Source organism: Chromobacterium sp. FG89 (genome assembly GCF_057808735.1).
On sequence record NZ_JBMDIQ010000012.1, the window covers coordinates 23,402 to 49,309 of the forward strand.

Here is a 25,908-nt window from a genome sequence, read left to right on the forward strand (position 1 = left end):
ATGAGCACTCCTTTTTTGTATGAACTCCTGGTGAGAGGATCGCCGGCAGGCATTGTTGGCGCGCATGTGATCTATGCCGCCGAAGTTAAAAATGCATTGTCCGGAGAGATTCGAACAGAGACGGGCATGGCTCAGCCGGTTGCGATCGTCGCAGGAGCAGCCGGCCAGCCTCTTGGCGAAATCGCTGCTGCGCTCAATATCAATGCACTGGCTGAAATCGAAACGCTGAAGCAGCGGTTGCAAGAACGTGATGCGCAGATAGTAGACCTGCGAGCGCAGGTTTCTGCACTGTCCGAGAATGGGGCCCAATGATGCGGTGGCTGATCCTAATTGTGGCCATCCAGCAGTTGCTGGATATCGCAAGCACTTGGCATGCCCTGCGTGCCGGGATCGGTCGAGAGGCCAACAGCTGGCTGGCGCGCGTGATGCACCGCATCGGAGTGTTGCCCGCGCTGCTGCTGACCAAGCTGGCGCTGCTGGCCACATGCTGGTGGCTGCGGCCACCATGGCCAGCCTACGCGATTCTGGCGGTGATCTACGCCGCGGTGCTGATCAACAACTTTCGAGCAATCTACCAGGGCCGGCAAAACCGGCCCTGATCCATTTAGGGAGGAAGCATGCAAGAACACGAAAAGGGGTTGTTGGCACTGCTGGTGGTGGGCGCGCTGATTGGGATTGGCAAGCTGCTGGCAAGCCAGGAGGAGATCACCGTACGCTTGGCGCTCGGCCGCGCAATCCTCGGCGGAGCAACTTCGACGATTGCCGGCGTTGCGTTGATGCAGTTCCCCAACCTGCCGCTGCCCGCGCTTGTAGGTATCGGCGCCGGCCTCGGCATTCTGGGGGCACAGTATCTGGAGGCGTGGCTCAAAAAACGCGCAGACGTGATGCAGTAACAATCGGCTCAAAACCCAATGGCCCGCCAAGAGCGGGCTTTTTCTTTTGGAGGCATGCATGAAAACAAGCGATGCAGGAGTCACGCTGGTGAAGAGTTCCGAGGGCCTGAAGCTGGTCGCATACAAATGCCCGGCCGGCATCTGGACGAACGGCTACGGCCACACCGGCCCGGACGTTACGCCTGGACAAGTCATCACCCAGGCCCAGGCCGACGCGCTGCTGGCGCGCGATCTGAGCCGCTTCGAAACCGGCGTCACCCGACTGGTCAAGGTGCCGCTGACCCAGAACCAGTTCGATGCGCTGGTCTGCTTCAGCTACAACCTGGGCCTGGGCTCACTGCAGAGCTCAACCCTCCTCCGCTTGCTGAACGCTGGCGACTACGCCGGCGCGGCTGGCCAGTTCCCGCGATGGAACAAGGCCGGCGGCAAGGAACTACCTGGCCTGACCCGCCGCCGCGCCGCAGAGCAAGCACTGTTCATGAGGAAATGAAATGAACTGGAAACTGATCATTGTCGGTCTGGTGCTGGCCGCGGTGGCCGCTGCCGGCTGGCACTATCGCGCGGTAGTAGCTGAGCGAGACACGGCCCAGACGCAGGTCAAACAGGATCAGGCCGCGCTGGACACAAAGGCAAAACAGGATGCTGTCAGCGCCAAAATAGACGCCTCCGCCACCGCCACCGCGCAACAAACTCAAATCGTCTACCGGACCATCAACAAAGAGGTCACCAAGTATGTGGAAACTCATCCCGACGTTCGCACTCTTCCTGCTGGCTGGGTGCAGCTCCACAATGCTGCCGCTCTCGGCCGGCTTTCCGACGCCACCGGCTCAGCTCATGACGCCAGCGGAGCAGCTGCAGACGCTGAATGAAGGCGCAACCGAGAACGACGCGCTGCAGGTGGTCATAGGCAACTATGAGGTGTGCCGGCGCACAGCAGACAAGCTCGGCGGGCTTCAGGATTGGGTGAAGCATCAAGCCGCGGTGCAGTAGCTATGCTGGAATCTGGCCATAACCGGATTCCAGCATGCCACCCGAAGAGATACTTGAGCGCGCGGCAATCGCGTTTGACCACCTGGTCCGGAGCAAGACGTTGACGCTCGGTCAGGGGTCGCGGATCGTCGCGTCGTTCCGCGGCATCGAGCCGTTGGGTGGCGACCTGTTCCCTGCAGATGGGCGACAGCTGGAACTGGCGACGTGGATGCTGATGCTTATATCTGATCTCGATGGGATGATGAGACGATACCGCCAGCTTGGGCTGGCTGGTGAGACGCGAATGGCTGCTGTGCCATTGCTGCAAGACGCGATCAAGGAACGGTATAGAGGAGTGCTAGACGGCAGGCCTGCCAAGCCGTTTTGATGTGTCGGATTTGTGCCGCACACTTTTTGGCGTAGAAATGACGATGTGACGAATTTGCGCCGCAGCCCAGTTGTACTGAGCTGTACTGTGACGCAGAGTGCCGCAACTTGCGTGATGGCAAAAGGCGCAAGTATTTGATTTTAATACAAATTTACAAATTCAGTCGGTCTTGAAAACCGTCGTGGGTGCGAGCCCACCGTGAGTTCGAATCTCACCGCTTCCGCCAAAATAAATAGCCCAAGCCTATGCTTGGGCTATTGCCGTTTCGGGACCTCTACCGCGTGGACTTTAACTTTCCAGCACACTCCCAGCGGGCAAAATTTTGCCCTCATCCGCGATGCCCTCCTTGCTGCTGAACACCAAATCGCCCTGTCACGGCTCTTTGATGATGGCCCTGCTTCAAAGGCTCCACTTCTTCAGCTGTCCAAAATAAATAAAGCCCAGTTATGACCGGGCTCTATGCGGCGAGGGACCAAATGCATCCTTGACAGAAGGCTAATTTTCCAGCTCCATGGAATAGTCACTATTTCTTACTTTTGCCTTGTTATCATTTTCTATTTTTTTATTCGCAAAACTCCACATTTCTTTTAGGCTTTCCTTAAAGAAATAACCATCATCCTTAGAATTGTATTCACAATTTCTAATTTTACTATTCCGCCACAACCAGATTTCACTACTGCCCATATCAGAAAAAGCAGTCAATGTCTGAGCCACCGAGTTGGCAACCCCAACACATACCCCATATCTTTTGGACGTGGCCGCATCCATTTCCTTCGCACCAGCCACTATCGAAAATGACATCAGAACACTTCCTAAAAGCAAAAACCGCATATCCATCCTTATACAATATCAAGAAGCCCTCCAAATGGAGGGCCAACCAAATTAGAACTGGTAGCTTACACCAAGCTTGAATAGATTGGTGCCCGATGTCACATCCTTACTACCCTCACTCATGGAGTTCATCGCACTCTTGATATACTCGTACTCACCACGCAGGGCAAAGTTTTTTGTGATCGCATAGCTAGCACCAATGCCAATACCAGGCAGTACTTTGCGTTTACTTATGCTTGCACTTACTCCGCCGGCTTCTCCTTTGATTGAGGTGTGCACGTTGTTGAGGCTGACTTTGCCAAAAAGTTCAACATCTTCTGACACTGGCAGAATCCCGACCAGAGCCAGCCTCTCAGCATGCATCGGTACCGAATAGTTTGTTTTCCCGTCTTCGTCGACAGCAGAGTATTGCATCTTGCCGAAGTTGAGGTATGACACTTCCGTCGCAAAGTAGGAGCCGAAGCGGTAGCCGGCTCCGACCTCCCAGATACCTCCTGCGCTTTTATTGTCAGTGATTCCTTCTTGGCTCTTTACCTTCTCCGTGTTGTAGCCCAAATTACCAAAAACATACGCGCCACTCTCAGCCGCATGAGCGGTAACTGCGGACAGTCCCAGAATGGAAGCAATGATAAGTTTTTTCATTTTCAATCTATTGGTTGGTGGTTGGGCATTTATTTTCATCAAATTATTTCAAACGTTTGTATTACTTCTGTCAACTGACTAGCCAAGTTCCGTAACAGGGTGTAAATATTAGTTTACAAAACCCAATTAACATAATTTAATCGCATAAAATCACAATGGAAACACCCAATAAGCCCATGAAAAATAGAGCAATTAATCAACAATCCTCTAAGCGCAGAGCCTGTTAACGAAAAACAGCTCCACGAGCCAAAGCTCGCGAAGCTGTTGTTTAAGATTAAGAACTGAAAAGATTACAAATTACTGCATTGTCCTGTCACGCCGCTGCGCCAAGATTTGCCACCTGCATTTTTGCAGTTATGCGCATGTTGGTGGTTGCCAATGACTTTCCCCGTGCAGTTCTTTGCAGAGAAGCACTGCCCCGGCTTTCTTGGCTGGATTTGATCGACTAGAGCATTTAATGTTGCAGGCGGTTTGCCGGCTTGTTGCATGGCGGATGCGGCCTCCTTGGCGTTCGCCGATTCAGCAGGTGATGCGCTAACGAAGGAAGACGCCAGCATAAGAACGGCGGCAAAAGGAATAGTCAGAATATTTACAGTCTTCATAATCAAACTCCTTTAAATGTGCTAGAAATATGCAGAAAATTCACAAATCCCTATATTGACAATAAAATTAAGGCAATAGGAATACCTTAAGGCGCTTGCCTCGATACTCACACAAGCCTTGATTAAGGCAGTCAAAACACAACTAGCATTAACAATCAAGCCAATACCAATGCGGCCGCACACTTTAGGGACTGACTGGCATGTCTTCCGTTCTCAATTTTTGTTAGTTATTATTCACATTCTTTCAGCACGGTTTGTGCTTGCTGATCTTACTAATTAGAAAAATGCATAAAATAATATTCAGTCCATTTAGAGCAGCTCACTACACCTCGCAGAGAACCTGGGCTAAGGCGCGCCAACGCAGGCAGTACCAGTCGTACGACAAGGAGGTGCAAGGCAGGATCAGGGGTTTTGTTAGCGGGTCTTCGCTGCCTGCCTGAATTAATTAGCCCACATTCAAACCACATAAGTCACAGCGGATAGTGGAAACTGGCTGATTATGCCGGCCAATGAAATTACACAAAAAACAATCTGACTTGAAACTGTCTTGAGTGCGAGTCCACCGTCAGTCCAAGTCTCAGCGCTTTCGCCCATATCAAAAGCCCGGACGCATCGTCCGGGCTTTTCTCATTCCCGCCCTCTCACCGGCGGCAATCTATTTGACGGTTTCTGTCCGCGCCGCCGCCAGCAGCAGGCGCAGCCGCTCATACGCGCATTCCACGCCATACCTCGCCTCCAGCAGGCTCCACAAAACCTCCGGGGACAGTTCTACGATGAACGGCGTTTGACGCGGCGGTTGACGGGACATCTCCCGGCGCAGCGCCTCGGGCAATTGTTTGAAATGGGATTGGGCGGCACGAATATGCCTGAGGGCGCGACGCGCCTCGCGGAGGGTGTCGATCTTGGCCATGGCGGCCTCCTAGTAGCATTTTTGATTTCGCCCCTTTTGAGAGGGCGGCCGGGTGCTCAAAACCGCTACTAGTCGGCGGGCGTATTCCCCTTGCGGGTATTGTATTAGCCGCACACCCGGCCATGGACGCGCATTGTCCCACAAGTGGGAGTTTGCCAAAACCATGGACGCAAAAAAACCGCGAATCTTACGGGTGCGGTAGCCGCTAGTAGTATAGGTGTTTTGAGCACCGGGAATGACCATAGCCCGTTGGCGCGAAGCATGTCAACGGCACATGGTCCGCCGTCGTCTACACTCAAGTAGCATCGCCGTATTGGAGAATCCCATGCCCGCGCCGCCGCGCCATCTCAGCGTCAGTATTGCCTGCCCTTTCGCCCGCGCCTACGCCTTGCTGGCGCCGCCGGAAAACTTCCCGCGCTGGGCGTCCGGCCTGGCCGGGGCCTTGCGCCGCGACGGCGACGGCTGGCTGGCGGACACGCCGCAGGGCGTGATGCCCCTGCGCTTTTCGCCGGCCAACGACTACGGCGTGCTGGATCACTGGGTGTCGCCGCCCGGTCAGGCGGAGGTCTACGTTCCCTTGCGCCTGCTGGCGCGCGACGAGGGTTGCGAGTTGCTGTTGACCCTGTTTCGCCAAGCAGGCGTCGACGACGCGCAATTCGAGGCCGACGCCGACTGGGTGGCGCGCGACCTGGCCGCGGCCAAAGCCTGGCTGGAGCGGGATGAATCCGCGGGGCTCAGTGCGCCGCCCGCGGCGACTCCGCGGTGAAGCAGTGCAGCACATGGCGGCCGATGCTGCCGGCCAGCTCCTCGTCCGCCAGGAACACCGCGCCCAGCCCTTCTCCGCGCAATAGTTCGGCTTCCTCCCCGTTGCGCGCGCGCAGCGCGATGCGCAGCTCCGGGTTCAAGGTGCGCGCCACCTCCACCATCTGTCGCAGATTGAGCGCGTCCGCCGTGGTCACCGCCAACACCGAGGCGTTGACGATATGCGCCTGGATCAACACGGCCGCCTCGGCGGCGTCGCCGGTCACCGCCGCCCGGCCCTGATTGCGCAGCGTTTCCACCAGCTCGCGATTATGGTCCACCACCACAAAGGGCACCCGATTGCGCTCCAGCTCCGCCGCCACGCCGCGGCCGATGCGGCCGTAGCCCACCAGCACCACCTGGCCTTCCAGATATTTGCGTTCGGTGCTCATCGGCAGCTCGGCGTAGGGGTCCGCCCTGCGCTCCAGGCTGCGCGCCCATTCCGAGCGCGCCAGCAGCCAGCCGCGCAAGGGCTCCAGCAAGGCGAACAACAGCGGATTGAGGCCAATGGAGATCAGGGCGCTGGCCAGCACCAGGCTCATGCCCTGCGCCGACAGCAGGCCCAGCGACACGCCCAGCCCGGCCAGGATGAAGGAGAATTCCCCGATCTGCGCCAGGCTGGCGGCAATGGTCAGCGCCGTGCTCAAGGGATAGCGGTACAGAATGACCAGGGCCAGCGCCGCCAGGGTTTTGCCCAGCATGATGACGGCCACCGCGCTCAGCACCATCAGCGGCTGTTCCAGCAGAATCGCCGGATCGAACAGCATGCCCACCGACACGAAGAACAATACGGAGAAGGCGTCGCGCAGCGGCAGCGATTCGCGGGCGGCGCGGTGGCTGAATTCGGACTCCCGCATCATCATGCCGGCGAAGAAAGCGCCCAGCGCGAAGGAGACGTTGAACAGATGGGCGGCGCCGAAGGCGATGCCGATGGCCGCCGCCGTCACGGCCAGCGTGAACAGCTCGCGCGATCCGGTCTTGGCCACCCGCCACAGCAGCCACGGCAAGGCGCGCCGGCCGGCGATCAGCATCAGGGCGATGAAGGCGGCCACTTGCAGCAAGGTCAGCATAATGGTCTGCCACAGCGGCGCGGCGTTGGCGGCGGCGGGCGCGCCGCTCAACAACGCCGCCATCGGCGGCATCAGCACCAGCACCAGCACGCAGGCCAGGTCCTCCACCACCAGCCAGCCCACGGCGATGCGGCCGTTGATGGTGTCCAGGATGCCGCGCACTTCCAGCGCCTTGAGCAGCACCACGGTGCTGGCGCAGGACAGCGACAGGCCGAAGATCAAACCGCTGGACCAGCTCCAGCCCCAGCACCAGGCGATGAACAGCGCCAGCCCGGTGGCGGCGCTCATTTGCACGATGGCGCCCGGCACGGCGATGCGCCGGACCGACAGCAGGTCCTTCATCGAAAAGTGCAAGCCGACGCCGAACATCAGCAGCATCACGCCGATTTCGGACAGCTGCGCGGCGATCTTCATATCGGCGACGAAGCCCGGCGTGGCCGGGCCGATGACGATGCCGGCCAGCAGATAGCCGACCAGGGCCGGGATGCGCATCCGCTCGCAGAGCAGGCCCAGAATCAGGGACAGGCCGAGGCCCGCCGCAATGGTGGAAATCAAGGACACATCATGGACCATGGCGGCCGCCTCCCTAGTGTGGATTTTTTATTTAGGCGCACAGGATGCTGCGCAGTTTGTTTTCAGACTAGAGGGGCATGAAAAGTGAAAGTTCCGCTGTAAAAATCACGTGGACAAGCGGGCGCGCCGCTCCGGGAAGCCGCCCGCGGCTAGCGTTTGGCGGCCTTGATCGAATACATCAGCTCGTCGCCCTCCGCCAGCAGCGCCTCGATGGAGAAGTGGCGCTCCGCGTCCAGCTCCACGATGCCGTCGGAAAACGCCAGCCGATAAGGCTGGCCGGCGCCGGCGTTGTAAGCCTCCAGGTGACGCGCGAATTTGGCCATCGCCGCCTGCGCCCGCTCATGCTCGACATCGGACAGCAAGACCACGAACTCGTCCCCGCCCAACCGCGCCAGCAGGTCCGCGGAGCGGAAGGAGGCGCGCATCTGTTCGGCGAAAGCCGCCAGCGCATGGTCCCCGGCGGCGTGGCCGAAGCTGTCGTTGATCGCCTTGAACTTGTCCAGGTCCATGAAGGCCAGGCTGACCGGCAGGTTTTGCCGCGCGCAGAAATTGAGGCTGTACTGCGCCAGCAGCCGGAAGCCGCGCCGGTTGGAGAGACCGGTCAGCTCATCGGTGGTGGCGGCCTGGAAGGCGATCAGCTCAGCCTCCACCATGCGCGCCAGATCGTGCAGCGCCTGCGCGTCGTCGTGATCGAACTCGCGCGGCTGGACATCGATCACGCACAGGGTGCCCACCTTGGCGCCGTTGGCCGCGTGCAGCGGGCAGCCGGCGTAGAAGCGAATATACGGCGCGTCCGTCACCAGCGGGTTGTCGGCGAAGCGCTCGTCCGCCAGCGCGTCCGGGATGTAGAAGATGTCGTCGCCCAGTATGGCGTGGCCGCAAAAAGAAATATCGCGTCCGGTTTCCGCCGCCGACAGCCCGACGCAGGACTTGAACCACTGACGGTTCTCGTCCACCAGGCTGACCAGGGCGATGGGCACCCGAAACAAACGCTTGGCCATGCGGGTCAGGCGGTCGAAACGTTCCTCCGCCGCCGTGTCCAGCACGCCCAGCGCGCGCAGGGTCGCCAAACGCTGCGGTTCGTCGGCCGGGCTGTCCGGTGTCTTCATCTCCGCCTCCTGCTGTGTGTCCGCCGCCGATGCGGCCCCATGCCATGATAATAGCATTTCATGACGCAAACAAAACACCGGGGCCGCGCGCCGACGCGCCGGTCAGCGTGGACGCCAGCCGCTTTCCCGCAAAGCGGCCAGCAAGCGCTCGGCCTTGAGGCCATGCGCCGCGTGGCCGTGGTGGCCGCTCAGATCGCCCGCCGCCAGCAAGGCGTTGACGATGGCTTCTTCCACCGCTTCCGCCGCCGCCTCGAACAAGGGCGAGAGATGGTCCGCGTTCACCATTTCCACCGCGCAGGTCAAAGCGCCCTTGCCGGCGTAATCGGTCATCGGCAGGCCTTGGTTGCCGGTGGCGAAGGCCACGAAGATGTCGCCGCTGGAATCCTCGGTGCCGCCGCCGGTGCGGGCGATGCCGATGCCGGCGCGCTGCGCCAGCCGCCGGCATTGATCCGGCAGCAAGGGCGCGTCGGTGGCCAGCACCGCCACGATGGAGCCCATGCCCGGCTGCGGCAGCCGTCCGGCGTCAAACGGCGAGGGAATCTCCGCGCAGCTCAGGTGGCGGCCCACCGGGTAGCCCTCCACCAGCAAGGAGCCGCGCTTGCCGTGATTGGCCTGCACCAGCGCCCCCACCGTCCAGCCGCCCGCCTCCGCCGGCAGCCGTCGCGAAGCGGTGCCGATGCCGCCCTTGAACTCATGGCAGATCATGCCACTGCCGCCGCCCACGCTGCCCTCGGCCGGCAGGCCGCCGCTGGCCGCCGCTTGCGCGGCGCGCGCGTGTTCCGCCTTCACGTGAAAGCCGTTGATGTCATTGAGCAGGCCGTCGAAGGTTTCCAGCACCACCGGCATGGTCCAATACAGCTGCGGCTCGCCGGCCACCGCCTCGCGCTCGCCGGCGATCAAGGCGTCCCGCACCACGCCCACGCTATGGGTATTGGTCAGCGCGATCGGCGTGCTCAGCACGCCGGCCTCGCGCAGCCACTCCAGGCCGCTGGCGTCGCCGTTGCCGTTCAACACATGCACGCCGGCAAAGCACGGCATGCGCCGCGCCAGACCCGGCCGCGGTTCGATCACCGTGACCCCGGTGCGCGCGCGGCGGCCGTCGTCGAAATCCGCCCAGGCGGCGGCGTGCCCCACCCTCACGCCGGGCACGTCCGTAATCGCGTTCAGGGGGCCGGGTTCGCCCTGGCCGATGCGAATGCCCAATGCTCTGGCTCGTTTCAACATACTCACCTCTCTTTCTGTTCTTCAACGATCAATACGGCGGCGGGCTGCTTACGGCCCGCCAGCAAAAGCCCGGTCAGCGCGATGCCGCCGATAATCCACCAGTCCCGCGCGGGCGCGTCTCGCAGCACCGCCCATAATAGGGAGAGGCTGCCCGCCGCCGCCAACAAGGGCGGCCACGGCCAGCCGGGCATGCGGTAAGGATGCGGATGCCGGCCCAGGCGGCTGCGCAGGGCCGCCAGCGCCAGCAATAGATAGTTCAGCATCAGGATGATCACGGTGAAGGACGCCAGATCGCCCAGGCTGGAATGAAAGGTCAGCAAGGCGGATGGGACGGCCAGCGCCAGCGTGGCCACCCAGGGCGTGCCGAAGCGCGGATGGATGCGTTGCAGCGCCCGGCTCGCCGGCGCCGGCCACAAGCCGTCCCGGCCGCTGGAGTACAAGAAGCGGCCGCTTTGCACCACGATGGCGATGATGGCGTTGAACACCGATAGAAAGATGCCGCCGCTGATCACCCGCGCCAGCCCCGGGCTGCTCAAATGACTGAGCACGTAGTTGATCGGATCGGCCTGCCGGCTCATTTCCGCCAGCGAGGGCGCGCCCAGGATCAGCGCGGTCACCGGTATCAGTTCCACCAGCACCACGATGGACAGCGCCGCCAGCACCGCCTTCGCCACCGGCCGGCCGCTTTCGCGCATGTCCTCGGCAAAGTACACCGCCCCGCCGAAGCCGTTGTAGGCGAACACCGCCGTCCCCACCATGGCGATGATCGCCGCGGCGGGCACCGCGGCGAGGCCGCCGTCCGCCGCCGCCTTCACCGGCTGCCACAGCACCGTCGCCGGCTGCTGCGCTTCGCTGAAGCCCAGCCAGGCGATCAAGGCCAGCGCGGCCAGCTCCAGCAGCAGGAAGGAGCCGGTCAGCCAGGCGTTCAGCTTGATGTCCAGCACCGCGATGCCGAAACACAGCACGATCATGGTCAGCGCCACTTCAGCGCCGTCCAGCCGGGTGCCCAGCGCGGAGTTCAGATAGGGCGCGGCCCCGGTGGCCAGCACCGCCGGGATGAACAGCAGCAGGCATAGAATCAGCAGATACATTTGCAGGCTGAGCGCGCGGCCGAACACCCGCTCGATGATCACGTACTCGCCGCCGGCGTTGGGGTGGGCCGCGCCCAGCTCGGCGTAGCACAGCGCGAACGCGACGGCCAGCGCCGCCGCCAGCGCGAAGGCCAGAAAAGCCCCGCTGCCGGCGCCTTGCAGCGCAAACGGCGCGATCACGAAAATGGAACTGGCCGGCGTCACACCGGACACGGTTATCAACACGACGTCCGTCACGCTCAATGAACGGCGCAATCCGGGGCGGCTTGCGGCTTGGCTCATAGTGTTCTCCTCTTGTCGCTATGGTCTTGTAGTCAGACTTGCGGGAGACAGTGTATTTTGACGCGGGAGGGCGCCCAATCACCGTGATGGGTTACCCCGAGCGGGGATTGCCGGATGGAAGCTTTGTTGAAGGAACTGCCGCTGCACCATCATCTGGCGCAGCTGATGGCGCACATCGGTCTGCCCGGGTTTTGGCGTCAGCTGGTCTTGCTGTTGCGCGGCAGCGTGCCGCTGGACAATGCGCTGGCCGCCTGTTTCCACGCGAACGCGCCGCCGCAGATTCTGGAGGAATGCGATTTTCAGCACTTGGCCGCGCCGTCGCCGATGGCGCTTTACTGCCAGGGCCTGTATCTGCTGGACCCCTTCTATCAATACGCGCAGCGGCCTTTTCCCGACGGCCTCCACCACTTGCCCGACATCGCGCCGGACCACTTCCGCCAAAGCGAGTATTTTCAGCGTTATATGAGCGGCGAGGTGGGCGTGGACGAGGTCCAGCTGCTGCTGCGCCTGGCTCCGGACCAGGTGTTGACCTTGTCGCTGGGCAAGGCCAGCGCGTTCGAACCGGCCGACATCGGCAAGCTGCGCGTGATGCAGCCCTGGCTGCTGTCCGCGATGCGGCGTCACTGGCAGCTGAGCTCCGCGCCCACGCCGCCATCGCAGCGCCTTGCCGATCAACTGACGCAGACGCTGAGTCATTTTGGCCACGGCAGGCTGTCCGAGCGCGAGGCCGAGGTGGCGCGGCTGACGCTGTGCGGCCTGTCCAGCAAGGCCATCGCCCAACAGCTGGCCATTTCGCCGGAAACGGTCAAGGTTCACCGCCGCAATCTGTATCTGAAGCTCGGCGTGGCCAGCCACGCCGAGCTGTTCAATTGCTATATCGAGCAACTGCGAGGCAGCGAAGCCTAGGTCAGACTCACTTCCCCAGCCACTTGGCCGACAGGCCGGCGAATTCGCCGTTTTGCAGGCTCTGGCTCAGCCATTGATCCACCCAGGCTTTCCAGCGCCAGTCGTTGGGCAGCAGATAGGCTTTTTGCGAAAAGTCGAACGGCTTCTCCGGGTGCACCGCACACAGCTCCGGATGCAGCTTCTGCTGATAACGGGTTTCCACCGCGTCGGTCACCATCAGATCGGCCTTGCCGTCTATGATCTGCCGGAAAATGGTGACGTTGTCCGGATGCACGGTCAGCGCGGCCGCCGGCAAGCGGGCGCGCGCGAACTTTTCATTGGTGCCGCCCGGATTGACGATCAGCTTGACCCGGGGCTGGTTGATCTGGGCGATGGTCTGAAAACGCTGGACGTTTTCGCAGCGGGTGATCGGCGTCTTGCCGTCGTTCAGATAGGGCTGCGAATACAGCGCCCGCTTCTGCCGCTCCAGATTGATCGACACCCCGCTCATCGCGATGTCGAACTTGCCGGCCTCGTGGTCGCGCATCAGCGTCGGCCAGCTGGTGGCCACCAGTTCCAGCTTGACGCCCAGCGCCCGCGCCAGGCTCTCGGCCATCTCGATGTCCAGGCCGCGATAGGCGCCGCTGGCCGCGTCCCGCTCGCTGAACGGACGGTAATCGCCGGTGGTGCCCACCCGCACGCTGCCGCGTTGCAGGATATCGTCCAGGCGGTCCGCCAGCGCCGGCTGGCCGGCGATCAGGCCGGCCAAGAGCAGGCCGCCCAGTTTCTGTGATTTCTTCATCATGCTTGCTTTCTTCTTCTGTTGTTTGCGCAGCGGACGCTGCCAGCGCCCTGCTCGCAAGACTCGTTCGACGCGGCCTCAATAGGCCAGCGGGAAGGCGAAGACGTCTCGCTGATACGTCTCCACCACCACGCTGAACGGCGCGTTGTCGCTGCCGCGGTAGAGCACGGCGCGGTGTTGCAACACTTCCGGCGCGATATCCAGGCCGCCGGCGGCGATGCCCTGGGCCGCGGGCTTCATTTCCCAGCCCGCCGGCAACGGCGACCACAGCAATTTGACTTCCTCGGTTTGCCGGCGGAAGTTCAGCGCCGCCACCGCGCGGCCAAACGGCACGTCGCTGCCGTCCAGTTGGCGGTTCATCTCCGCGCTCAGCTTGGACGGCAAATACCAGTTGTCGGCCTCGGACAACACATGCTCGCCGCAAGCCAGCCGCACCCGGCGGTAGGCGATGCGCTCGTCCGGCCGCGCCTGCAACTGGGCGCGCACTTCCGGGCTGGCTTCCTTGTGATCCGCCGGATTGCGCAAGGCGCGAATCTGCGCCGGAGACGCCATTCGGTGATCCGCGCACCATTGCTGCAAGGTGCGGGTGGCGCTGCTATTGCTCAGCAAGGTGGCGTTCAAGGTCTGCAGCAGGGCCAGCGCCTTGACGCGGGTGTCTCGGCCGTCCTGCCAGCCGGGATAGGACCAGGCCTCCGCCAAGGCCGGACCGGCGGCCAGCCATAGACAGCCGGCGGCCAAAAGCGTTTTCTTATGCATGGGGATTCCTAAGGAAATCAAGGAGCGGAAAATAATAAAGCAAAAGCTTTAACTTTGATAGCAAGCAGTCGCTGAACAATCCATCATCATTTGTGCGCCGCCCCGCCGGCGTCGCGGTGCGCACCCAGCGCCCGCAGCTGGGTGAGAAAGGCCGGCGACTCGCGTTGCCGCTCCAGCTCCGCCCAGATCCTGCCCGGCAAGCTGGGTTCGCGGTGCGCCAATTGGCGCGACAACATCAGGAAATAAGGCTTTTCTTCCAAGGGCAGCCGGCAGCGCTCTATCGTCTCCGTCAGCTCGGGATGCTCGCGCAGGATCTGCTCCGCGCGCGGCGTCTGCAAGGCCGCTCCGCTCAAGCGCCGCAGGCGCAGCTTTTGCAGAATGGCCAGCGGATCGCGGTTGCTGTCGTCTATCTCCACCTGCTGCTTGCGCAAAAAGAGGCCGATGGAGAAATCGGTCTGCATGCCTATCGGCGCCATGCCGCTGGACAGGCGCGCGCCGTCCCAATCCACCGTGGTGCCCTTGAGCCGATACAAGGAATAACTGGCGCTGTGCAGCCGTTGGCCGGCGTCCGGTCCGCCGTCCGGCAGCATGGGGTACAGCCCCCATTGCGAACGCTCCGGCACGAAGCTGGCGGCGAAAGCGCCGTCCATCTTGCCTTGGCGCAGCATATTGATGCAGCGCCGCCACGGCATCGGGTGCAAATACAGCTCCAGCTTCAAGGCGCTCTGCACATGCTTGATCAGCTGAATGTCCAGCCCGCCGCCGCGGCCGTCCAGCCAGGGATAGGAAGCCTGATCCTCATAGCAGAACGACAAGGGCTCCGCCGCCGCGCCCAGCGGCCACGCCAGCGCCAACACCGCCGCCGCGCGGCTCAATGCCCGCCTCTTCATTGCCTTATCCATGGAGGAACGATGGTTCCGTTATCGCTCATGCCGCGGCCGCATGCCAAGCCGGCTATTTCCGGACCAGCGTCTGTTCCCGCTCCAGCATGTCGAAGATGCCGGGGCGCGCCGGCTCGCCGTCGTAGTACGGCGCGCTTTCCAGCCGCCCCACCTGCTTCAGATGGCGGACCAGCACCTTGCCGCTGTCCGGATAGACGCAGACCTCGTGCGGGTCGTTGACGCCGATGCCGAGGTAGACCAGGTCCTGATCGAAGGGGTTGGCGATTTGATGCGCGACGCCGGTGCCGGCCGGACAGGAAATGCAGTCGCCGGGCCCGATTTCCTGCAGGCTGTCGCCCAGTCGCAGCACGCCGCGCCCGGACAACACATAGAAAATCTCGTCCTCGCGGGCGTGGGAATGAAAGGGGCAGCCCGCATGCCCCGGCGGCAGACGGGTCAGATTGGCGCCCAGCCGGCCGGGCAAGGCGTCCAGCGCCGGCGTCAGCGGATGATAGCTGCCGCCCCACCCTTCGCCCTCCCGGTAGTCCACGGCTTCCACTTGGTCGATATTGACCACATGCGACGGCTTGCTCATCTTGCGCTCCTTAAAACCGCTGACAAAACCCCTGATCCTGCATTGCGCTTCCTGGTCGTACGGCTTGCACTGCCTGCGTCGGCGCGCCTTGGTTCAGATTTTGGTCCGCGGCTCTTGAATGGTCCGCGGCCGGAAATGTCAGCATCATCCTGCAAATGCGTGCCGTCCGACAAGCGTCAATCCAGGCCGCGCAGCAAATCCGTCATGGTCCGTATGGTTTCGGCGCAGCTTTCCCGTCTGTCGTACTCGTCCTGACCCGCCGCGCCCATGCTGATCCCGGTCTGGCGGTAGCGCATCGCGCTGGCCACCTTGACCCGGGCCGAGGCGTGGAATTCGCGGCAGCCGGTGGCGCGCGCGAGTTCGGCCAGATTGTCCGGCCGCACGCCGCCGCCCGGCATCAGGATCAGCCGCTCGCCCGCCTGGCGGCTCAGCCGGCGGATCAGGGCCGCGCCCGCCAGCGCGTCCGGCGCCTGGCCGGAGCTCAGCAAGCGCCGGCAGCCGCTGGCGATGATCTGTTCCAGCGCCCGCTCGGGATCCCGCGCCATGTCGAAGGCGCGATGAAAGGTGGTCGTCATCGGCCCGGCCAGCTGGACCAGTTCTCGGCTGCGCTCCACGTCCACCTCGCCGTCCGCGGTCAGCAGGCCCAGCACCACGCCGTCCGCCCCCAGTTCGCGGCAGGCCAGCACGTCGCGGCGCATCACGTCGAACTCCTCGTCCGAATACAGAAAATCGCCACCGCGCGGACGCACGATCACATGCAGGCCAATGTCCAGCCTCTGCCTCGCCAGCGCAATCATGCCAGGCGACGGCGTGAGCCCGCCGGTTTCCAGGCTGGCGCACAATTCCACCCGGGCCGCGCCGCCCTGCGCGGCGGCCAGGCAAGACGCCAGCGAGCCGGCGCACACTTCCAACTGTCTATCTTGCGACAAAATATCCCCCTTGCTGGGCTGAACGCACCAGGGATTTTGACCCGTTTCGCCGGCCGCGTTAAGCTGCGCGCTCGAGATGACGCAAACGTAAGTCGATATGCTCTATTTTGAAGATTTGAAAGCCGGACAGCTGTTCCACAGCCCCACCCATGTATTGAGCGAGGACGAGTTGATCGGCTTCGCCCGGCAGTATGATCCGCAATACTTCCACACTGATCCGCAGCGCGCGGCGGACAGCCTGTTCGGCGGCCTGGCCGCCAGCGGCTGGCAGACCAGCAGCCTGAGCATGCGGCTGGTGACCCAGACCGAGCTGGGCAAGATGGCCAACGGCTTGATCGGCATGCAGATCGACAAGATGCGTTGGCCCCAGCCCACCCGCGCCGGCGACGCCTTGCGCGTCACCGTGGAGGTGCTGGACAAGCGCCGCTCCAACAGCCAGCCCGGCTTCGGCGTGGTGAAGGTGCGCTGGACCACCGTCAATCAGCGCGACGAGGTGGCGATGCAGCTGGAGTGCTCGATCTGGGCGCAATGCCGCGCCCAGCCGCAAGCAGAAGAAGCGCCGCACCCGGCGGCGCAGCACGCCTGAGCCGCGCCGCCCGGATCAGCGGCGAACCTGGATCAGTTCCGCCCCGCGCAAGGCCTGCAGAGTGTTGCCGCCGGCGTAGCTGATCGAGGACTGCAGGTCTTCCTGCAGTTCGCGCAGCAGCTTGCCGATGCTGCCCTTGTACTCAACAAGAATCTTCTTGCCTTCCACGTTGACGTAGGCGCCCTTGTTGAACTGAGAGGCGCTGCCGAAGTATTCCTTGTAGTGCTTGCCGTTGATCTCGACGATCTCGCCGGCGGATTCGTCATAGCCGGCGAACAGCGAGCCCGCCATGACCATGCTGGCGCCGCAGGCCAGCGCCTTGGCGATATCGCCGTGCTCGACGATGCCGCCGTCGGCGATCACCGGCACGGACACCGCGGCCACGCAGTCCTGCACCGTGGAAATCATCGGGCGGTGGAAACCGGTCTTGTTCTTGGTGATGCAGACGCGGCCGCCGGCGATGCCGGCCTTGATCGCGTCGCAGCCCCAGCTTTCCAGATCGCGCGCGGCTTCGCCGGTGGCGATGTTGCCGCCGATCAGAAAGGTCTCGGGGAAGGTCTGCTTGATGTGCTTGATCATGCGCTCCGCCTTCACGCACCAGGCATTGGCGATGTCCAGCGTCATGTATTCAGGAGTGAGGCCGGCCTGCTTGAGCGCGGCCAGCTGTTCCAGCGTGTCGTCGTTGACGCCGACGCTGATGGAGGCGAACAGGCCCTTGTCCTGCATGGCGCGGGTAAAGGCCACCGCGTCCACATTGAAGCGGTGCATGGTGTAGAACCAGTTCCGAGCGGCGAAGAGCTCGCTGGTTTCGGCGCAGACCACCGACTTCATGTTCGACGCGTAAACCGGCATGTCGAAACGGCGCGGGCCGAATTGCACCGAGGTGTCGCACTCCTTGCGGCTGTCCACCACGGTTTTTTTCGGCACCAGGTAAACGTCGCCGTAATTGAGTTCTGTCTTGATCATGCGTGTGCTCCCAAAGCGGAAAAGAGTCAAAAAACAAGGGGCCCCAAACATAAACGGGAGCTCGACGGCTCCCGTTTACAGTGTCCCCTGCGACGCTCTCGTTTGGCTCGCACGCACTTACCGGCACACCTTACGCCGCAGGTTTCTTCACGTCAAGCGATTTTATTTCAGATCAAGACAAAACATTTCATTTGTCGCACCAGCTGCCGTCCTCCTCGCCCAGCCAGTTGAGCAGAGGCTGCCAGGCCTCGCGGTCGCGCTGCGCGCGCGACGGCGGCAGGTCGAACAGGGACAAGCCGCTGGACGCCGCCTGCACGTAAAGCTGAGTGTCGCGCAGCCAGGTCAGCACCGGCACCTGATGCTCCGCCAGGAATTTCTCCAGTTCGCGCGCGGAGCGGGTGCGCGGGTCCACCCGCATGCCCACCACCGCCATGAAGGCCTTGTTCTTGCGGATGGCCTTCTCTTCCAGCAGCTGTTCGAAAAAAGCCTCGCTCGCCCACATGTCGAACGGCGACGGCTGGATGGGCACCAGGATGCGCTCCACCCGGGACACCAGGGCCGCCAGCTTTTTGCCGTGCAGGCCCGCGGCGCTGTCCAGCACCACCACCTCCGTGCCCTTGGGCGGCCGCGCCGCTTCTCCGGCCTTGACCTCCCAGCCGGCGATGGAAGGCAGCGCCGCGTCGCGTTGCGCCAGCCAGCCCAGCGAGGATTGCTGCCGGTCCACATCGCCCAGCATCACGCGCTTGCCGCGCGCGGCGTAATAGCCGGCCAGATTGGTCGCCAAGGTCGATTTGCCGCTGCCGCCCTTGGGGTTGGCCACCAATACCGATTGCACATCCGCCTCCTCTGCCGTTTGCGATGGCCCACTATACCAGAGGGGAAGCGCTTGCCGCAGCCGGGCGATCGGGTTAAGGTCGAAGCCCGGAAAAGGAGTCCGCATGCCGCAAAACTATGACGCCATCCTGTTCGACATGGATGGTTTGATGATAGACACCGAAAGAATTTCCATGGAGTCCTGGCGCCGCGCCGCCGACGAACTGGACATGACGCTCAGCGATCAGCTGCTGCTGGACATGGTGGGCCTGTCCATGCGCCGCTGCACCGAATTCCTCAGTGAAAGGCTGGGCAGCCAGGACGACGCCGTCGCGCTGCAGAATGTGGGCCGCCGGCATTACTGGCAGATGCTGGAACATGAGGAGATTCCGCTGAAGGGCGGCATCGAGGCGCTGCTGGACTGGGCGCGCGGACAAAACCTGCCGCGCGCGGTGGCCACGTCCACCCAGCGTCAGCTGGCGGACATCAAGCTGGGCCGCACCGGGCTATCGCGTTATTTCGACACTGTGGTGGCCGGCGACGAAGTCGCCCACACCAAGCCGGCGCCGGACGTTTACCTGGCCGCCGCGCGCAAGCTGGGCGTCGATCCGCTGCGCTGCGTGGTGCTGGAAGACTCGATCTACGGCCTGCACGCCGGCGTCGCCGCCGGCATGCGGGTGATTCTGGTGCCGGACCTGGTCACGCCGCCGGCGGACCAGACCCATCACGCGCTGGCGGTATGCCAGGACCTGCATCAGGCGCTGGAAGTGTTGCAACAGCTGGCCTGATACGAGCGGCTGCGCGTAATGAGGCGCGGCACGGCGAGTTCAGCCGCCTCGCCACGCCTTAACGCGCACCATCGTCAACGGGCTTTCAGCCGTGGCCGCGGATGCGCGCGACCAGCTCGTCGCGCACATCTTCGGCCTGGTCGTTGCCCACCTGGCAGGTGCCGGCCGCCTCATGGCCGCCGCCGCCGTACTGCAGCATCAGCGCGCCCACATTGGTGCGCGAGCTGCGGTTGATGATGGACTTGCCCACCGCGAACACCGTGTTCTGCCGATTGACGCCCCATAGCTGGTGGATGGAGATATTGCAGTCCGGGAACAGCGCGTAAATCATGAAGCGGTTGGTGGGATGGATCACGTCCTCATGCAGCAGGTTCAACACCACCAGATTGCCGTAGACGCGGGAACAGCGCCGGATCTGCTCCTTGGCCAGCGCCTCGTGCTTGGCGTACAGCTCCACCCGCTCCTGCACGTCCGGCAAGGCCAGGATTTGATCGATGCTGTGGTCGCGGCAATAGCGGATCAAGTCCAGCATCAGCTGGTAATTGCTGATGCGGAACTCCTTGAAGCGCCCCAGGCCGGTGCGCGCGTCCATCAGATAGTTGAGCAGCACCCAACCGGACGGATGCAGCACTTCCTGCAAGGTGTACTGCGCGGAATCCGCCTTGTCCACCGCCTCCATCATCTCGTCGCTGATATTGGGAAACACCTGCTTGCCGCCAAAGTGCTTGTACACCACCCGCGCCGCCGACGGCGCCTTGGGGTCGATCACGTAATTGTCCGCGCTGGAATTGCGCAGGGTTTCGGAAAGATGGTGGTCGATGACCAGGTGCGCCGCCGCCACGTAAGGCAGGTTGGTGGTGATGTCGTTCTCGGTGATCTCCACCTTGCCGTCCTGCATGTCCTTGGGGTGGGCGAACTTGATCTCGTTGATCATATTCAGTTCGTTGAGCAGCACCGCGCACACCAGTCCGTCGAAATCGCTGCGCGTCACCAGGCGATATTGCTGTTGCGACATGAGTTCCCTCTCTCCCTCTTGAAGGGCCGGCGCGGCCCCGCCCGCGCCGTACGGCGCCTCAGTCGGCCGGCGACACCTCCAGCGCGCCGGCCATCCCGTCCGTCAACGCCGCCAGCAAGGCCTCCGCCTCCGCGAGCGGCAGGCTCAGCGTCAAGCTCACCCGCTCGCCGTAAACGGGCGCCGATACCGGCACGCCCAGTTCTTGGCATAAATGGCGCAGCCGCGCCTCGCCGGCGAAATCCACCGTCGCCACGTAATCGCCACGCGGCACCACCGCCGTCAGGCTGGCCGCGTCCATCGCGGCGTTGACAGCTTGAGTGTAGGCTCTGACCAAGCCGCCCGCACCCAATTTAATTCCGCCGAAATAACGGACCACCACCGCCAGCACATCGCAAACGTCCTTGTGCCGCAACACGTTGTACATCGGCCGCGCCGCGGTGCCGGAAGGCTCGCCGTCGTCGTCCAGCATGGAATCCGCGCCGCACAGCAGCACCGCGCAATAATGGCGCGCGTCCGGCCATTGCGCGCGGATCTCCGCCAGCCGCGCCAACGCCTCTTCCCGGCTGCTCACCGGCTGCACGATGCCGATGAAGCGGCTCTTCTTGATTTCGATCTCGGCCTGGGCCGACGCTTGCAAATGGAACATTCCGTCCCTCTGACTGTCCGAAGGAGTGGATTGTACCCCAGCGCCGGCAAACCGCCCGGGCAAGCACTACAATGAAAACGGGAATGCGCCTTGTTCACCTTAGAGGAGCCAAAGCCATGATCATCCTGCTTGTCGTGCTCGCTTCGCTGCTTGCCGTGGTCTGGTTCATGCTGGACAAATTCTGGCTGGATGAAGAGGAAGAGGCTCGCCTGTCTCATTATCTGCCGGACAAGGATCATGTCTGAGAACCGGTTCAGGGTCTCGCGAGCAAGAGCGAGACCGTAAACCGGTTCTAGGCGTCCGCCTGTTTTTTTCACGGTCGACGCCCGCTCGCTTGTCATTCCGCGGCGATGGCATGAAAATGAGCGCTTCAATTTGACAAGGGCATTGTTTTGCCGCTAACCACCATCTGGATTGCCAGCGCGCTGATCGCGCTGATCGCCGAGTTCTTCTCCGGCACCTTTTACCTGCTGGTCGTCGCCGTCGCCATGCTGTGCGGCGGCGCTGCCGCTTGGCTGGGCGCGGCCGAGGCCAGCCAATACGTGATCGCCAGCCTTGCCGGCGTGATCGGCGTGGCGCTGGTTTACGCTTACAAGCGCCGTCATCCGTCCGTCGCCGCCCAGCCGCGCGCGGACGATCCCGATCTGGGCCAGCCGGTGCAAATCCTCCACGCCTCCCCCGCCGGCCACGTCCGCGTGCAATACCGCGGCGCGGCCTGGGACGCGTCTCCCGTCGACGGCGCCGCGCTGGAAGCCGGCGCCACCGCCTACATCGTCGGCCGCGACGGCAATCTGCTCAAAATCAGTTCAACCCAACCGGAACAATAAGACCCATGGAACTCCTGCCCCTGATCCTGCTCGCCGCCGTCATCGTTTTCGTGTTCAAATCGCTGGCCGTGGTGCCGCAGCAGAACGCCTACATCGTCGAACGCCTCGGCCGCTATCACGGCACCCTGGCGCCCGGCCTCAACATCATCATTCCCTTCATCGACCGCATCGCCTACAAGCACAGCTTGAAGGAAGTGCCGCTGGACGTGCCCAGCCAGGTCTGCATCACCCGCGACAACACCCAGCTGAAAGTGGACGGCATCCTCTACTTCCAGGTGACCGACGCCCAGCGCGCCTCCTACGGCACCAGCAACTTCATCATCGCCATCACCCAGCTGTCGCAAACCACGCTGCGCTCGGTGATCGGCAAGATGGAGCTGGACAAGACCTTTGAGGAACGCGACGAGATCAACCAGACCGTGGTGGCGGCGCTGGACGAGGCCGCGGTCAACTGGGGCGTGAAAGTGCTGCGCTACGAGATCAAGGACCTGGTGCCGCCGCAGGACATCCTGCACGCGATGCAGGCGCAGATCACCGCGGAACGGGAGAAGCGCGCGCGCATCGCCCAGTCCGAAGGCTTGAAGATGGAGCAGATCAACCTGGCCAACGGCTCGCGCGAAGCGGCGATCCAGAAATCCCAGGGCGAGATGCAGGCCACCATCAACAACTCCGAGGGCGACAAGCAAGCCGCCATCAACAAGGCGCTGGGCGAGGCCGAAGCGCTGCGTCTGGTGGCGGACGCCACCGCCGACGCGATCAAGCGCGTGGCCAGCTCCATCCACACCGAGGGCGGCCTGGAAGCGGTCAACCTGAAAGTGGCCGAACAATACGTGGCCGCCTTCGGCAAACTGGCCAAGGAAAACAACACCATCATCCTGCCGGCCAACGTCGCCGACGTCGGTTCGCTGGTGGCCAGCGCGATGAGCGTGGTCAAGCAGACCCAGGCCCCGCGCTAAAGGCCGCTCCGGCGGCGCCCCGTTCGCGGGCGCCGGCCGGATCAAGAACCCGCACCTCACTCTTCAACCCTTGCCCGGCTTGAATATCCGCCGGGCCGCCCCCATAATCGTGCGCATGAAATTCTTCACCGACCTGTTTCCCGTCGTCCTGTTCTTCGCCACTTACTGGCTGAGCCGCGACATGTTCATCGCCACCGGCGTCGCCATCGCCGCCACCACCTTGCTGGTGGGCTGGACCTGGCTGCGCCACCGCAAGGTGGACACCATGCAGTGGGTCAGCCTGGGCCTGATCGTGGTGCTGGGCGGCGCCACCCTGCTGCTGCACGACAAGCACTTCATCATGTGGAAGCCCACCGTGCTGTACTGGGTGATGGGCGCCGGCCTGCTGATCAGCGACTTCCTGGGCAAGAACGGCCTGAAGCTGATGATGGGCCAGCAGCTGCAATTGCCGGCCCCGGTCTGGCGCAAGCTGACCTGGGCCTGGGTGGGTTTCTTCGCCTTCATGGGCGCGCTCAACCTCTTTGTCGCCTATCGCTTCAGCGAAGACGTCTGGGTCAATTTCAAACTGTTTGGCGGCCTGGGCCTGATGCTGGCCTTCGTCATCGCCCAAAGCCTGTTCCTCGCCAAATACATTGAGGAAAAGAAATAATGCTTTACGCCATCATCGGCCAAGATCATGAAGATTCGCTGCCGCGCCGGCTGGAGGCCCGCCCGGCCCACCTGGCGCGCTTGCAGGCGCTGCAGGACGCCGGCCGCCTGGTGCTGGCCGGCCCCTGTCCCTCCATCGACAGCGCCAGCCCCGGCCCGGCCGGTTTCAGCGGCAGCCTGATCGTCGCGGAATTCGAATCGCTGGACGCCGCCCAGGTCTGGGCCGACGCCGATCCCTACGTGGCGGCCGGCGTCTACGCCGACGTCAGCGTCAAACCCTTCCTCAAGGTGTTTCCGCAATGAGCGCCACGGTTGAACTGCTCAGCGCCGCCTTGCAGGCCTTGACGCCGGAACACCTGGACATCCAGGACGACAGCGCCTTGCACGCCGGACACGCCGGCGCGCGCGACGGCGGCGGACATTACACGCTAACCATCGTCAGCGCCCGCTTTCAGGGATTGAGCCGCGTGCATCGCCACCGGCTGATCTACGAAACGCTGGGCGACTTGATGCAAACCAAGGTGCACGCTCTGGCCATCAGAGCGTTCACGCCAGAAGAAATCTGACTTGATTCCATAAGAAGGATAGATACCCCATGAAGCTTTCCCGCATCGCCGCCCTCGCGCTGGCCGCCTCCGTCGCCCTGCCCGCCGCCGCGGAATCCATCGCCGTGGTCAACGGCGCCGCCATCGACAAGAAGGAACTGGACGCGGCCGTCGCCAACATCGTGCAAAGCAGCGGCGGCAAGGCCCAGGACAACCCTGAGCTGCGCGAGCAATTGAAAACCTCGCTGATCACTCGCGAAGTGATTCTGCAGGAAGCGCGCAAGCGCCAGCTGGACAAGCAGCCGCTGTTCACCCAGCGCCTGGACGACATCCGCAATGAAATGCTGCGCGAAGCGCTGTTCGCCGACATCGCCAAACAGGCGCCGGTGACCGACGCTCAGATCAAGGGCGTCTACGACAAGCTCGCCGCCCAACAGACCGGCAGCAAGGAAGTCCACGCGCGCCAGATCACGCTGAAGAGCGAGGCCGACGCGCAGAAGGCGATCGCCGATCTGAAAAAAGGCGCCAAGTTCGACGAACTGGTGAAGACCCGCTCCATCGACCCCAACGCCAAGCAAAGCAACGGCGAAATGGGCTGGGGCAACCTCAACCGCATGGACCCGCCGCTGGCCGCCGCGCTGAAAGACATCCGCAAAGGCCAGACCAGCGGCAAGCCCTACCAGTCCCCGTTGGGCTGGCATGTGTTCAAGGTGGAAGACATTCGTGACGCCAAGCTTCCGTCGCTGGATGAGGCCAAGCCGCAAATCGGCCGCCAACTGCAAGAAGAAGCCATCGCCAAGGCAGTGGAAGACCTGCGCGCCAAGGCCAAGATCCAATAAACCAACCCATCAGGACATCTAAGAATATGCGTAAAATCTTGCTGACCAGCGCCCTCGTCGCCGCCTTCGCCGGCAGCGCCATCGTGGTTGCCGGCCCGGTCGTCAACGGCCAGGCCATCACCGACGCCCGCATCGACGCCGTGGTCAAGATGATGGAAGCCCAGGGCCAGCCGGCCAACCCGCAAGCGCGCGACATGGTCAAGGATCAACTGGTCACCGCCGAAGTGCTGCGCCAGGAAGCCGTGAAGAAGGGTCTGGACAAGTCGCCGGAATTCGCCGCCGAACTGGCCAATATGCAAGCGATGGCGCTGGCCAACCGCCTGATCAAGGATTATGAAAAGTCCAATCCGGTCAGCGACGCCGATCTGAAAGCCGAATACGACAAGCTGGTGGCCAGCGTGCCGGAAACCAAGCAATACCACGCTCGCCACATCCTGGTGAAGACCGAGGCCGAAGCCAAGGCGGTGATCGACGCGCTGAAGAAAGGCAAGTCTTTCGACAAGCTGGCCAAGGAGAAGTCCCAGGATCCGGGCAGCAAGGACAAGGGCGGCGATCTGGACTGGCAGGAAGCCGGCACCTTCGTGGCGCCGTTCTCCGAAGCCATGACCAAGCTGTCCAAGGGCGAAGTGACCGCCAAGCCGGTGAAGACCGAGTTCGGCTGGCACGTGATCAAGCTGGACGACGCCCGCGTGCAACGCAATGTGCCGGCGCTGGACGACATCCGCCCGCAACTGACCCAGCGCATCATGGGCGGCCGCGTGGAAAAGCTGATCGCCGAGCTGAAAGCCAAGGCGCAAATCCAGAAGTAAGCCGCAAAACGCGGCAAGCCCGAGCAAGCGGACCCCGGTCCGCTTTTTTCATACCCGTCGCATAAGCGCTGCCGCCGCGCCGCGCCCCGGCCCGCCTCGCCGGCGCGCCGCCTCATGCCCATGGTTTTTGCGCGAAGACGCAAAAACGTCTCCAAAAATTTATCCGCTGTCCTATAAGTAATTATTCACTTTTTGATCACTTCATAAATATATTAAATTGGAAGCACCACAATAAAG

The 25,908-nt window shown here is 62.7% G+C and carries 35 protein-coding genes; 18 read left to right on the plus strand and 17 right to left on the minus strand.

Features of this window, described 5'->3' with window-relative positions; genetic code table 11:
* The 6 genes from ACODRW_RS13325 (at position 1) to ACODRW_RS13350 (ending at position 2,250) form a co-directional block, all read left to right on the plus strand.
* Positions 1–312 carry a hypothetical protein gene (locus ACODRW_RS13325; RefSeq protein ID WP_488905947.1) on the plus strand — a complete coding sequence of 104 codons (312 nt, stop codon included), beginning with the start codon at positions 1–3 and terminating at the stop codon, positions 310–312.
* A complete protein-coding gene (locus ACODRW_RS13330) occupies positions 312–599 on the plus strand; it encodes a DUF5658 family protein (protein ID WP_488905948.1) in 288 nt (95 codons plus the stop codon). Before ACODRW_RS13325 ends, ACODRW_RS13330 begins: the two co-directional genes overlap by 1 nt.
* Before the next feature lie 18 nt (positions 600–617).
* The gene (locus ACODRW_RS13335; protein ID WP_486636634.1) at positions 618–893 is read left to right on the plus strand and encodes a phage holin family protein; all 276 of its coding nucleotides are present in this window, start codon (positions 618–620) and stop codon (positions 891–893) included.
* Positions 894–951: 58 nt separating this feature from the next.
* The gene (locus ACODRW_RS13340) at positions 952–1,383 is read left to right on the plus strand and encodes a lysozyme (protein WP_488905949.1); all 432 of its coding nucleotides are present in this window, start codon (positions 952–954) and stop codon (positions 1,381–1,383) included.
* A 1-nt stretch (position 1,384) separates the two neighbouring features.
* Positions 1,385–1,762, plus strand: coding sequence for a hypothetical protein (locus tag ACODRW_RS13345; RefSeq protein ID WP_488905950.1), 378 nt, complete (start codon positions 1,385–1,387; stop codon positions 1,760–1,762).
* A 155-nt stretch (positions 1,763–1,917) separates the two neighbouring features.
* Positions 1,918–2,250 (plus strand): hypothetical protein, encoded by a 333-nt coding sequence (locus tag ACODRW_RS13350; RefSeq protein ID WP_488905951.1) that lies wholly within the window; start codon positions 1,918–1,920, stop codon positions 2,248–2,250.
* 495 nt (positions 2,251–2,745) lie between these two features.
* On the opposite strand, the gene ACODRW_RS13355 is transcribed toward ACODRW_RS13350, so the two are convergent.
* From ACODRW_RS13355 to ACODRW_RS13370, 4 genes are all read right to left on the minus strand, one after another.
* Positions 2,746–3,051, minus strand: a complete 306-nt coding sequence (locus tag ACODRW_RS13355; protein WP_235088824.1) for a hypothetical protein — start codon at positions 3,049–3,051, stop codon at positions 2,746–2,748.
* A gap of 81 nt (positions 3,052–3,132) precedes the next feature.
* The gene (locus ACODRW_RS13360; protein WP_488905952.1) at positions 3,133–3,762 is read right to left on the minus strand and encodes a porin family protein; all 630 of its coding nucleotides are present in this window, start codon (positions 3,760–3,762) and stop codon (positions 3,133–3,135) included.
* Between the two features lie 251 nt (positions 3,763–4,013).
* On the minus strand, positions 4,014–4,325 hold the full coding sequence (locus ACODRW_RS13365; protein WP_227108148.1) for a hypothetical protein: 312 nt from the start codon (positions 4,323–4,325) through the stop codon (positions 4,014–4,016).
* A gap of 655 nt (positions 4,326–4,980) precedes the next feature.
* A complete protein-coding gene (locus ACODRW_RS13370) occupies positions 4,981–5,235 on the minus strand; it encodes a hypothetical protein (RefSeq protein ID WP_488905953.1) in 255 nt (84 codons plus the stop codon).
* Between the two features lie 325 nt (positions 5,236–5,560).
* On the opposite strand from ACODRW_RS13370, the gene ACODRW_RS13375 reads away from it, so the two are divergent.
* Complete coding sequence (locus tag ACODRW_RS13375) at positions 5,561–6,001, plus strand: SRPBCC family protein (RefSeq protein ID WP_227108146.1); 441 nt, start codon at positions 5,561–5,563, stop codon at positions 5,999–6,001.
* Here ACODRW_RS13375 and ACODRW_RS13380 read toward each other — a convergent pair.
* The 4 genes from ACODRW_RS13380 to ACODRW_RS13395 form a co-directional block, all read right to left on the minus strand.
* Positions 5,970–7,679, minus strand: coding sequence for a cation:proton antiporter domain-containing protein (locus ACODRW_RS13380; protein ID WP_107799275.1), 1,710 nt, complete (start codon positions 7,677–7,679; stop codon positions 5,970–5,972). The two genes, ACODRW_RS13375 and ACODRW_RS13380, sit on opposite strands and share 32 nt — an antisense overlap.
* Positions 7,680–7,828: 149 nt before the next feature.
* Positions 7,829–8,788: a GGDEF domain-containing protein gene (locus ACODRW_RS13385; RefSeq protein WP_107799276.1), complete on the minus strand. Its 960-nt coding sequence runs from the start codon at positions 8,786–8,788 to the stop codon at positions 7,829–7,831.
* A 102-nt stretch (positions 8,789–8,890) separates the two neighbouring features.
* Positions 8,891–10,012 (minus strand): DmpA family aminopeptidase, encoded by a 1,122-nt coding sequence (locus ACODRW_RS13390; protein ID WP_107799277.1) that lies wholly within the window; start codon positions 10,010–10,012, stop codon positions 8,891–8,893.
* Between the two features lie 2 nt (positions 10,013–10,014).
* Positions 10,015–11,385, minus strand: coding sequence for an APC family permease (locus ACODRW_RS13395; RefSeq protein WP_107799278.1), 1,371 nt, complete (start codon positions 11,383–11,385; stop codon positions 10,015–10,017).
* Between the two features lie 114 nt (positions 11,386–11,499).
* Between ACODRW_RS13395 and ACODRW_RS13400 the strand changes: the two genes are divergently transcribed.
* A complete protein-coding gene (locus ACODRW_RS13400) occupies positions 11,500–12,291 on the plus strand; it encodes a helix-turn-helix transcriptional regulator (RefSeq protein WP_107799279.1) in 792 nt (263 codons plus the stop codon).
* 7 nt (positions 12,292–12,298) lie between these two features.
* Here ACODRW_RS13400 and ACODRW_RS13405 read toward each other — a convergent pair whose 3' ends face one another.
* From ACODRW_RS13405 to ACODRW_RS13425, 5 genes are all read right to left on the minus strand, one after another.
* Complete coding sequence (locus tag ACODRW_RS13405; protein WP_305883555.1) at positions 12,299–13,075, minus strand: transporter substrate-binding domain-containing protein; 777 nt, start codon at positions 13,073–13,075, stop codon at positions 12,299–12,301.
* A gap of 75 nt (positions 13,076–13,150) precedes the next feature.
* Complete coding sequence (locus ACODRW_RS13410; protein WP_488905954.1) at positions 13,151–13,828, minus strand: hypothetical protein; 678 nt, start codon at positions 13,826–13,828, stop codon at positions 13,151–13,153.
* A gap of 86 nt (positions 13,829–13,914) precedes the next feature.
* The gene (locus tag ACODRW_RS13415) at positions 13,915–14,718 is read right to left on the minus strand and encodes a hypothetical protein (RefSeq protein ID WP_488905955.1); all 804 of its coding nucleotides are present in this window, start codon (positions 14,716–14,718) and stop codon (positions 13,915–13,917) included.
* 64 nt (positions 14,719–14,782) lie between these two features.
* On the minus strand, positions 14,783–15,304 hold the full coding sequence (locus ACODRW_RS13420; protein ID WP_107799283.1) for a cupin domain-containing protein: 522 nt from the start codon (positions 15,302–15,304) through the stop codon (positions 14,783–14,785).
* 176 nt (positions 15,305–15,480) lie between these two features.
* A complete protein-coding gene (locus tag ACODRW_RS13425) occupies positions 15,481–16,233 on the minus strand; it encodes a copper homeostasis protein CutC (protein WP_253314656.1) in 753 nt (250 codons plus the stop codon).
* A gap of 97 nt (positions 16,234–16,330) precedes the next feature.
* On the opposite strand from ACODRW_RS13425, the gene ACODRW_RS13430 reads away from it, so the two are divergent.
* Positions 16,331–16,819, plus strand: coding sequence for a MaoC family dehydratase (locus ACODRW_RS13430; protein WP_227108138.1), 489 nt, complete (start codon positions 16,331–16,333; stop codon positions 16,817–16,819).
* A 15-nt stretch (positions 16,820–16,834) separates the two neighbouring features.
* Here the strand turns inward: ACODRW_RS13430 and ACODRW_RS13435 are convergent, their stop codons facing one another.
* Together ACODRW_RS13435 and ACODRW_RS13440 are read right to left on the minus strand one after the other, a co-directional pair.
* Positions 16,835–17,785 carry a GMP reductase gene (locus ACODRW_RS13435; protein ID WP_227108136.1) on the minus strand — a complete coding sequence of 317 codons (951 nt, stop codon included), beginning with the start codon at positions 17,783–17,785 and terminating at the stop codon, positions 16,835–16,837.
* Positions 17,786–17,972: 187 nt separating this feature from the next.
* On the minus strand, positions 17,973–18,620 hold the full coding sequence (locus ACODRW_RS13440; RefSeq protein WP_227108134.1) for a ParA family protein: 648 nt from the start codon (positions 18,618–18,620) through the stop codon (positions 17,973–17,975).
* Between the two features lie 103 nt (positions 18,621–18,723).
* On the opposite strand from ACODRW_RS13440, the gene ACODRW_RS13445 reads away from it, so the two are divergent.
* On the plus strand, positions 18,724–19,386 hold the full coding sequence (locus ACODRW_RS13445; protein ID WP_474456433.1) for an HAD family hydrolase: 663 nt from the start codon (positions 18,724–18,726) through the stop codon (positions 19,384–19,386).
* Between the two features lie 85 nt (positions 19,387–19,471).
* On the opposite strand, the gene ACODRW_RS13450 is transcribed toward ACODRW_RS13445, so the two are convergent.
* Entirely contained in the window at positions 19,472–20,401 is a 930-nt protein-coding gene (locus ACODRW_RS13450; protein ID WP_107799289.1) for a DHH family phosphoesterase, read from the minus strand.
* Positions 20,402–20,459: 58 nt separating this feature from the next.
* On the minus strand, positions 20,460–21,047 hold the full coding sequence (locus ACODRW_RS13455; RefSeq protein WP_488905956.1) for an IMPACT family protein: 588 nt from the start codon (positions 21,045–21,047) through the stop codon (positions 20,460–20,462).
* A 116-nt stretch (positions 21,048–21,163) separates the two neighbouring features.
* Between ACODRW_RS13455 and ACODRW_RS13460 the strand changes: the two genes are divergently transcribed.
* The 8 genes from ACODRW_RS13460 to ACODRW_RS13495 all read left to right on the plus strand — a co-directional run bounded on the left by ACODRW_RS13460 (position 21,164) and on the right by ACODRW_RS13495 (position 25,671).
* Positions 21,164–21,292, plus strand: a complete 129-nt coding sequence (locus tag ACODRW_RS13460; protein ID WP_255411645.1) for a hypothetical protein — start codon at positions 21,164–21,166, stop codon at positions 21,290–21,292.
* A 147-nt stretch (positions 21,293–21,439) separates the two neighbouring features.
* Positions 21,440–21,874, plus strand: coding sequence for an NfeD family protein (locus tag ACODRW_RS13465; protein ID WP_488905957.1), 435 nt, complete (start codon positions 21,440–21,442; stop codon positions 21,872–21,874).
* Between the two features lie 5 nt (positions 21,875–21,879).
* The gene (locus tag ACODRW_RS13470) at positions 21,880–22,830 is read left to right on the plus strand and encodes an SPFH domain-containing protein (protein WP_107799292.1); all 951 of its coding nucleotides are present in this window, start codon (positions 21,880–21,882) and stop codon (positions 22,828–22,830) included.
* Between the two features lie 115 nt (positions 22,831–22,945).
* On the plus strand, positions 22,946–23,479 hold the full coding sequence (locus ACODRW_RS13475) for a septation protein A (RefSeq protein WP_107799293.1): 534 nt from the start codon (positions 22,946–22,948) through the stop codon (positions 23,477–23,479).
* Complete coding sequence (locus ACODRW_RS13480; protein WP_474456431.1) at positions 23,479–23,781, plus strand: YciI family protein; 303 nt, start codon at positions 23,479–23,481, stop codon at positions 23,779–23,781. The genes ACODRW_RS13475 and ACODRW_RS13480 overlap by 1 nt, the downstream gene beginning before the upstream one ends.
* On the plus strand, positions 23,778–24,044 hold the full coding sequence (locus ACODRW_RS13485; RefSeq protein ID WP_081544784.1) for a BolA family protein: 267 nt from the start codon (positions 23,778–23,780) through the stop codon (positions 24,042–24,044). Before ACODRW_RS13480 ends, ACODRW_RS13485 begins: the two co-directional genes overlap by 4 nt.
* A 29-nt stretch (positions 24,045–24,073) precedes the next feature.
* On the plus strand, positions 24,074–24,862 hold the full coding sequence (locus ACODRW_RS13490) for a peptidylprolyl isomerase (protein ID WP_107799295.1): 789 nt from the start codon (positions 24,074–24,076) through the stop codon (positions 24,860–24,862).
* 26 nt (positions 24,863–24,888) lie between these two features.
* Complete coding sequence (locus tag ACODRW_RS13495) at positions 24,889–25,671, plus strand: peptidylprolyl isomerase (RefSeq protein ID WP_107799296.1); 783 nt, start codon at positions 24,889–24,891, stop codon at positions 25,669–25,671.
* Positions 25,672–25,908: the final 237 nt, after the last annotated feature.

Excerpts from the sequence above, each read along its gene's own strand:
- ACODRW_RS13380 (WP_107799275.1), bottom strand. The coding sequence starts at position 7,679 with ATGGTCCATGATGTGTCCTTGATTTCCACCATTGCGGCGGGCCTCGGC.
- ACODRW_RS13345 (WP_488905950.1), top strand. The coding sequence starts at position 1,385 with ATGAACTGGAAACTGATCATTGTCGGTCTGGTGCTGGCCGCGGTGGCC.
- ACODRW_RS13350 (WP_488905951.1), top strand. The coding sequence starts at position 1,918 with ATGCCACCCGAAGAGATACTTGAGCGCGCGGCAATCGCGTTTGACCAC.
- ACODRW_RS13340 (WP_488905949.1), top strand. The coding sequence starts at position 952 with ATGAAAACAAGCGATGCAGGAGTCACGCTGGTGAAGAGTTCCGAGGGC.
- ACODRW_RS13370 (WP_488905953.1), bottom strand. The coding sequence starts at position 5,235 with ATGGCCAAGATCGACACCCTCCGCGAGGCGCGTCGCGCCCTCAGGCAT.
- ACODRW_RS13470 (WP_107799292.1), top strand. The coding sequence starts at position 21,880 with ATGGAACTCCTGCCCCTGATCCTGCTCGCCGCCGTCATCGTTTTCGTG.
- ACODRW_RS13365 (WP_227108148.1), bottom strand. The coding sequence starts at position 4,325 with ATGAAGACTGTAAATATTCTGACTATTCCTTTTGCCGCCGTTCTTATG.
- ACODRW_RS13335 (WP_486636634.1), top strand. The coding sequence starts at position 618 with ATGCAAGAACACGAAAAGGGGTTGTTGGCACTGCTGGTGGTGGGCGCG.
- ACODRW_RS13415 (WP_488905955.1), bottom strand. The coding sequence starts at position 14,718 with ATGAAGAGGCGGGCATTGAGCCGCGCGGCGGCGGTGTTGGCGCTGGCG.
- ACODRW_RS13485 (WP_081544784.1), top strand. The coding sequence starts at position 23,778 with ATGAGCGCCACGGTTGAACTGCTCAGCGCCGCCTTGCAGGCCTTGACG.
- ACODRW_RS13410 (WP_488905954.1), bottom strand. The coding sequence starts at position 13,828 with ATGCATAAGAAAACGCTTTTGGCCGCCGGCTGTCTATGGCTGGCCGCC.
- ACODRW_RS13420 (WP_107799283.1), bottom strand. The coding sequence starts at position 15,304 with ATGAGCAAGCCGTCGCATGTGGTCAATATCGACCAAGTGGAAGCCGTG.
- ACODRW_RS13490 (WP_107799295.1), top strand. The coding sequence starts at position 24,074 with ATGAAGCTTTCCCGCATCGCCGCCCTCGCGCTGGCCGCCTCCGTCGCC.
- ACODRW_RS13330 (WP_488905948.1), top strand. The coding sequence starts at position 312 with ATGCGGTGGCTGATCCTAATTGTGGCCATCCAGCAGTTGCTGGATATC.
- ACODRW_RS13460 (WP_255411645.1), top strand. The coding sequence starts at position 21,164 with ATGATCATCCTGCTTGTCGTGCTCGCTTCGCTGCTTGCCGTGGTCTGG.
- ACODRW_RS13475 (WP_107799293.1), top strand. The coding sequence starts at position 22,946 with ATGAAATTCTTCACCGACCTGTTTCCCGTCGTCCTGTTCTTCGCCACT.
- ACODRW_RS13445 (WP_474456433.1), top strand. The coding sequence starts at position 18,724 with ATGCCGCAAAACTATGACGCCATCCTGTTCGACATGGATGGTTTGATG.
- ACODRW_RS13450 (WP_107799289.1), bottom strand. The coding sequence starts at position 20,401 with ATGTCGCAACAGCAATATCGCCTGGTGACGCGCAGCGATTTCGACGGA.
- ACODRW_RS13385 (WP_107799276.1), bottom strand. The coding sequence starts at position 8,788 with ATGAAGACACCGGACAGCCCGGCCGACGAACCGCAGCGTTTGGCGACC.
- ACODRW_RS13325 (WP_488905947.1), top strand. The coding sequence starts at position 1 with ATGAGCACTCCTTTTTTGTATGAACTCCTGGTGAGAGGATCGCCGGCA.
- ACODRW_RS13435 (WP_227108136.1), bottom strand. The coding sequence starts at position 17,785 with ATGATCAAGACAGAACTCAATTACGGCGACGTTTACCTGGTGCCGAAA.
- ACODRW_RS13430 (WP_227108138.1), top strand. The coding sequence starts at position 16,331 with ATGCTCTATTTTGAAGATTTGAAAGCCGGACAGCTGTTCCACAGCCCC.
- ACODRW_RS13375 (WP_227108146.1), top strand. The coding sequence starts at position 5,561 with ATGCCCGCGCCGCCGCGCCATCTCAGCGTCAGTATTGCCTGCCCTTTC.
- ACODRW_RS13355 (WP_235088824.1), bottom strand. The coding sequence starts at position 3,051 with ATGTCATTTTCGATAGTGGCTGGTGCGAAGGAAATGGATGCGGCCACG.
- ACODRW_RS13405 (WP_305883555.1), bottom strand. The coding sequence starts at position 13,075 with ATGATGAAGAAATCACAGAAACTGGGCGGCCTGCTCTTGGCCGGCCTG.
- ACODRW_RS13390 (WP_107799277.1), bottom strand. The coding sequence starts at position 10,012 with ATGTTGAAACGAGCCAGAGCATTGGGCATTCGCATCGGCCAGGGCGAA.
- ACODRW_RS13360 (WP_488905952.1), bottom strand. The coding sequence starts at position 3,762 with ATGAAAATAAATGCCCAACCACCAACCAATAGATTGAAAATGAAAAAA.
- ACODRW_RS13480 (WP_474456431.1), top strand. The coding sequence starts at position 23,479 with ATGCTTTACGCCATCATCGGCCAAGATCATGAAGATTCGCTGCCGCGC.
- ACODRW_RS13495 (WP_107799296.1), top strand. The coding sequence starts at position 24,889 with ATGCGTAAAATCTTGCTGACCAGCGCCCTCGTCGCCGCCTTCGCCGGC.
- ACODRW_RS13455 (WP_488905956.1), bottom strand. The coding sequence starts at position 21,047 with ATGTTCCATTTGCAAGCGTCGGCCCAGGCCGAGATCGAAATCAAGAAG.
- ACODRW_RS13395 (WP_107799278.1), bottom strand. The coding sequence starts at position 11,385 with ATGAGCCAAGCCGCAAGCCGCCCCGGATTGCGCCGTTCATTGAGCGTG.
- ACODRW_RS13400 (WP_107799279.1), top strand. The coding sequence starts at position 11,500 with ATGGAAGCTTTGTTGAAGGAACTGCCGCTGCACCATCATCTGGCGCAG.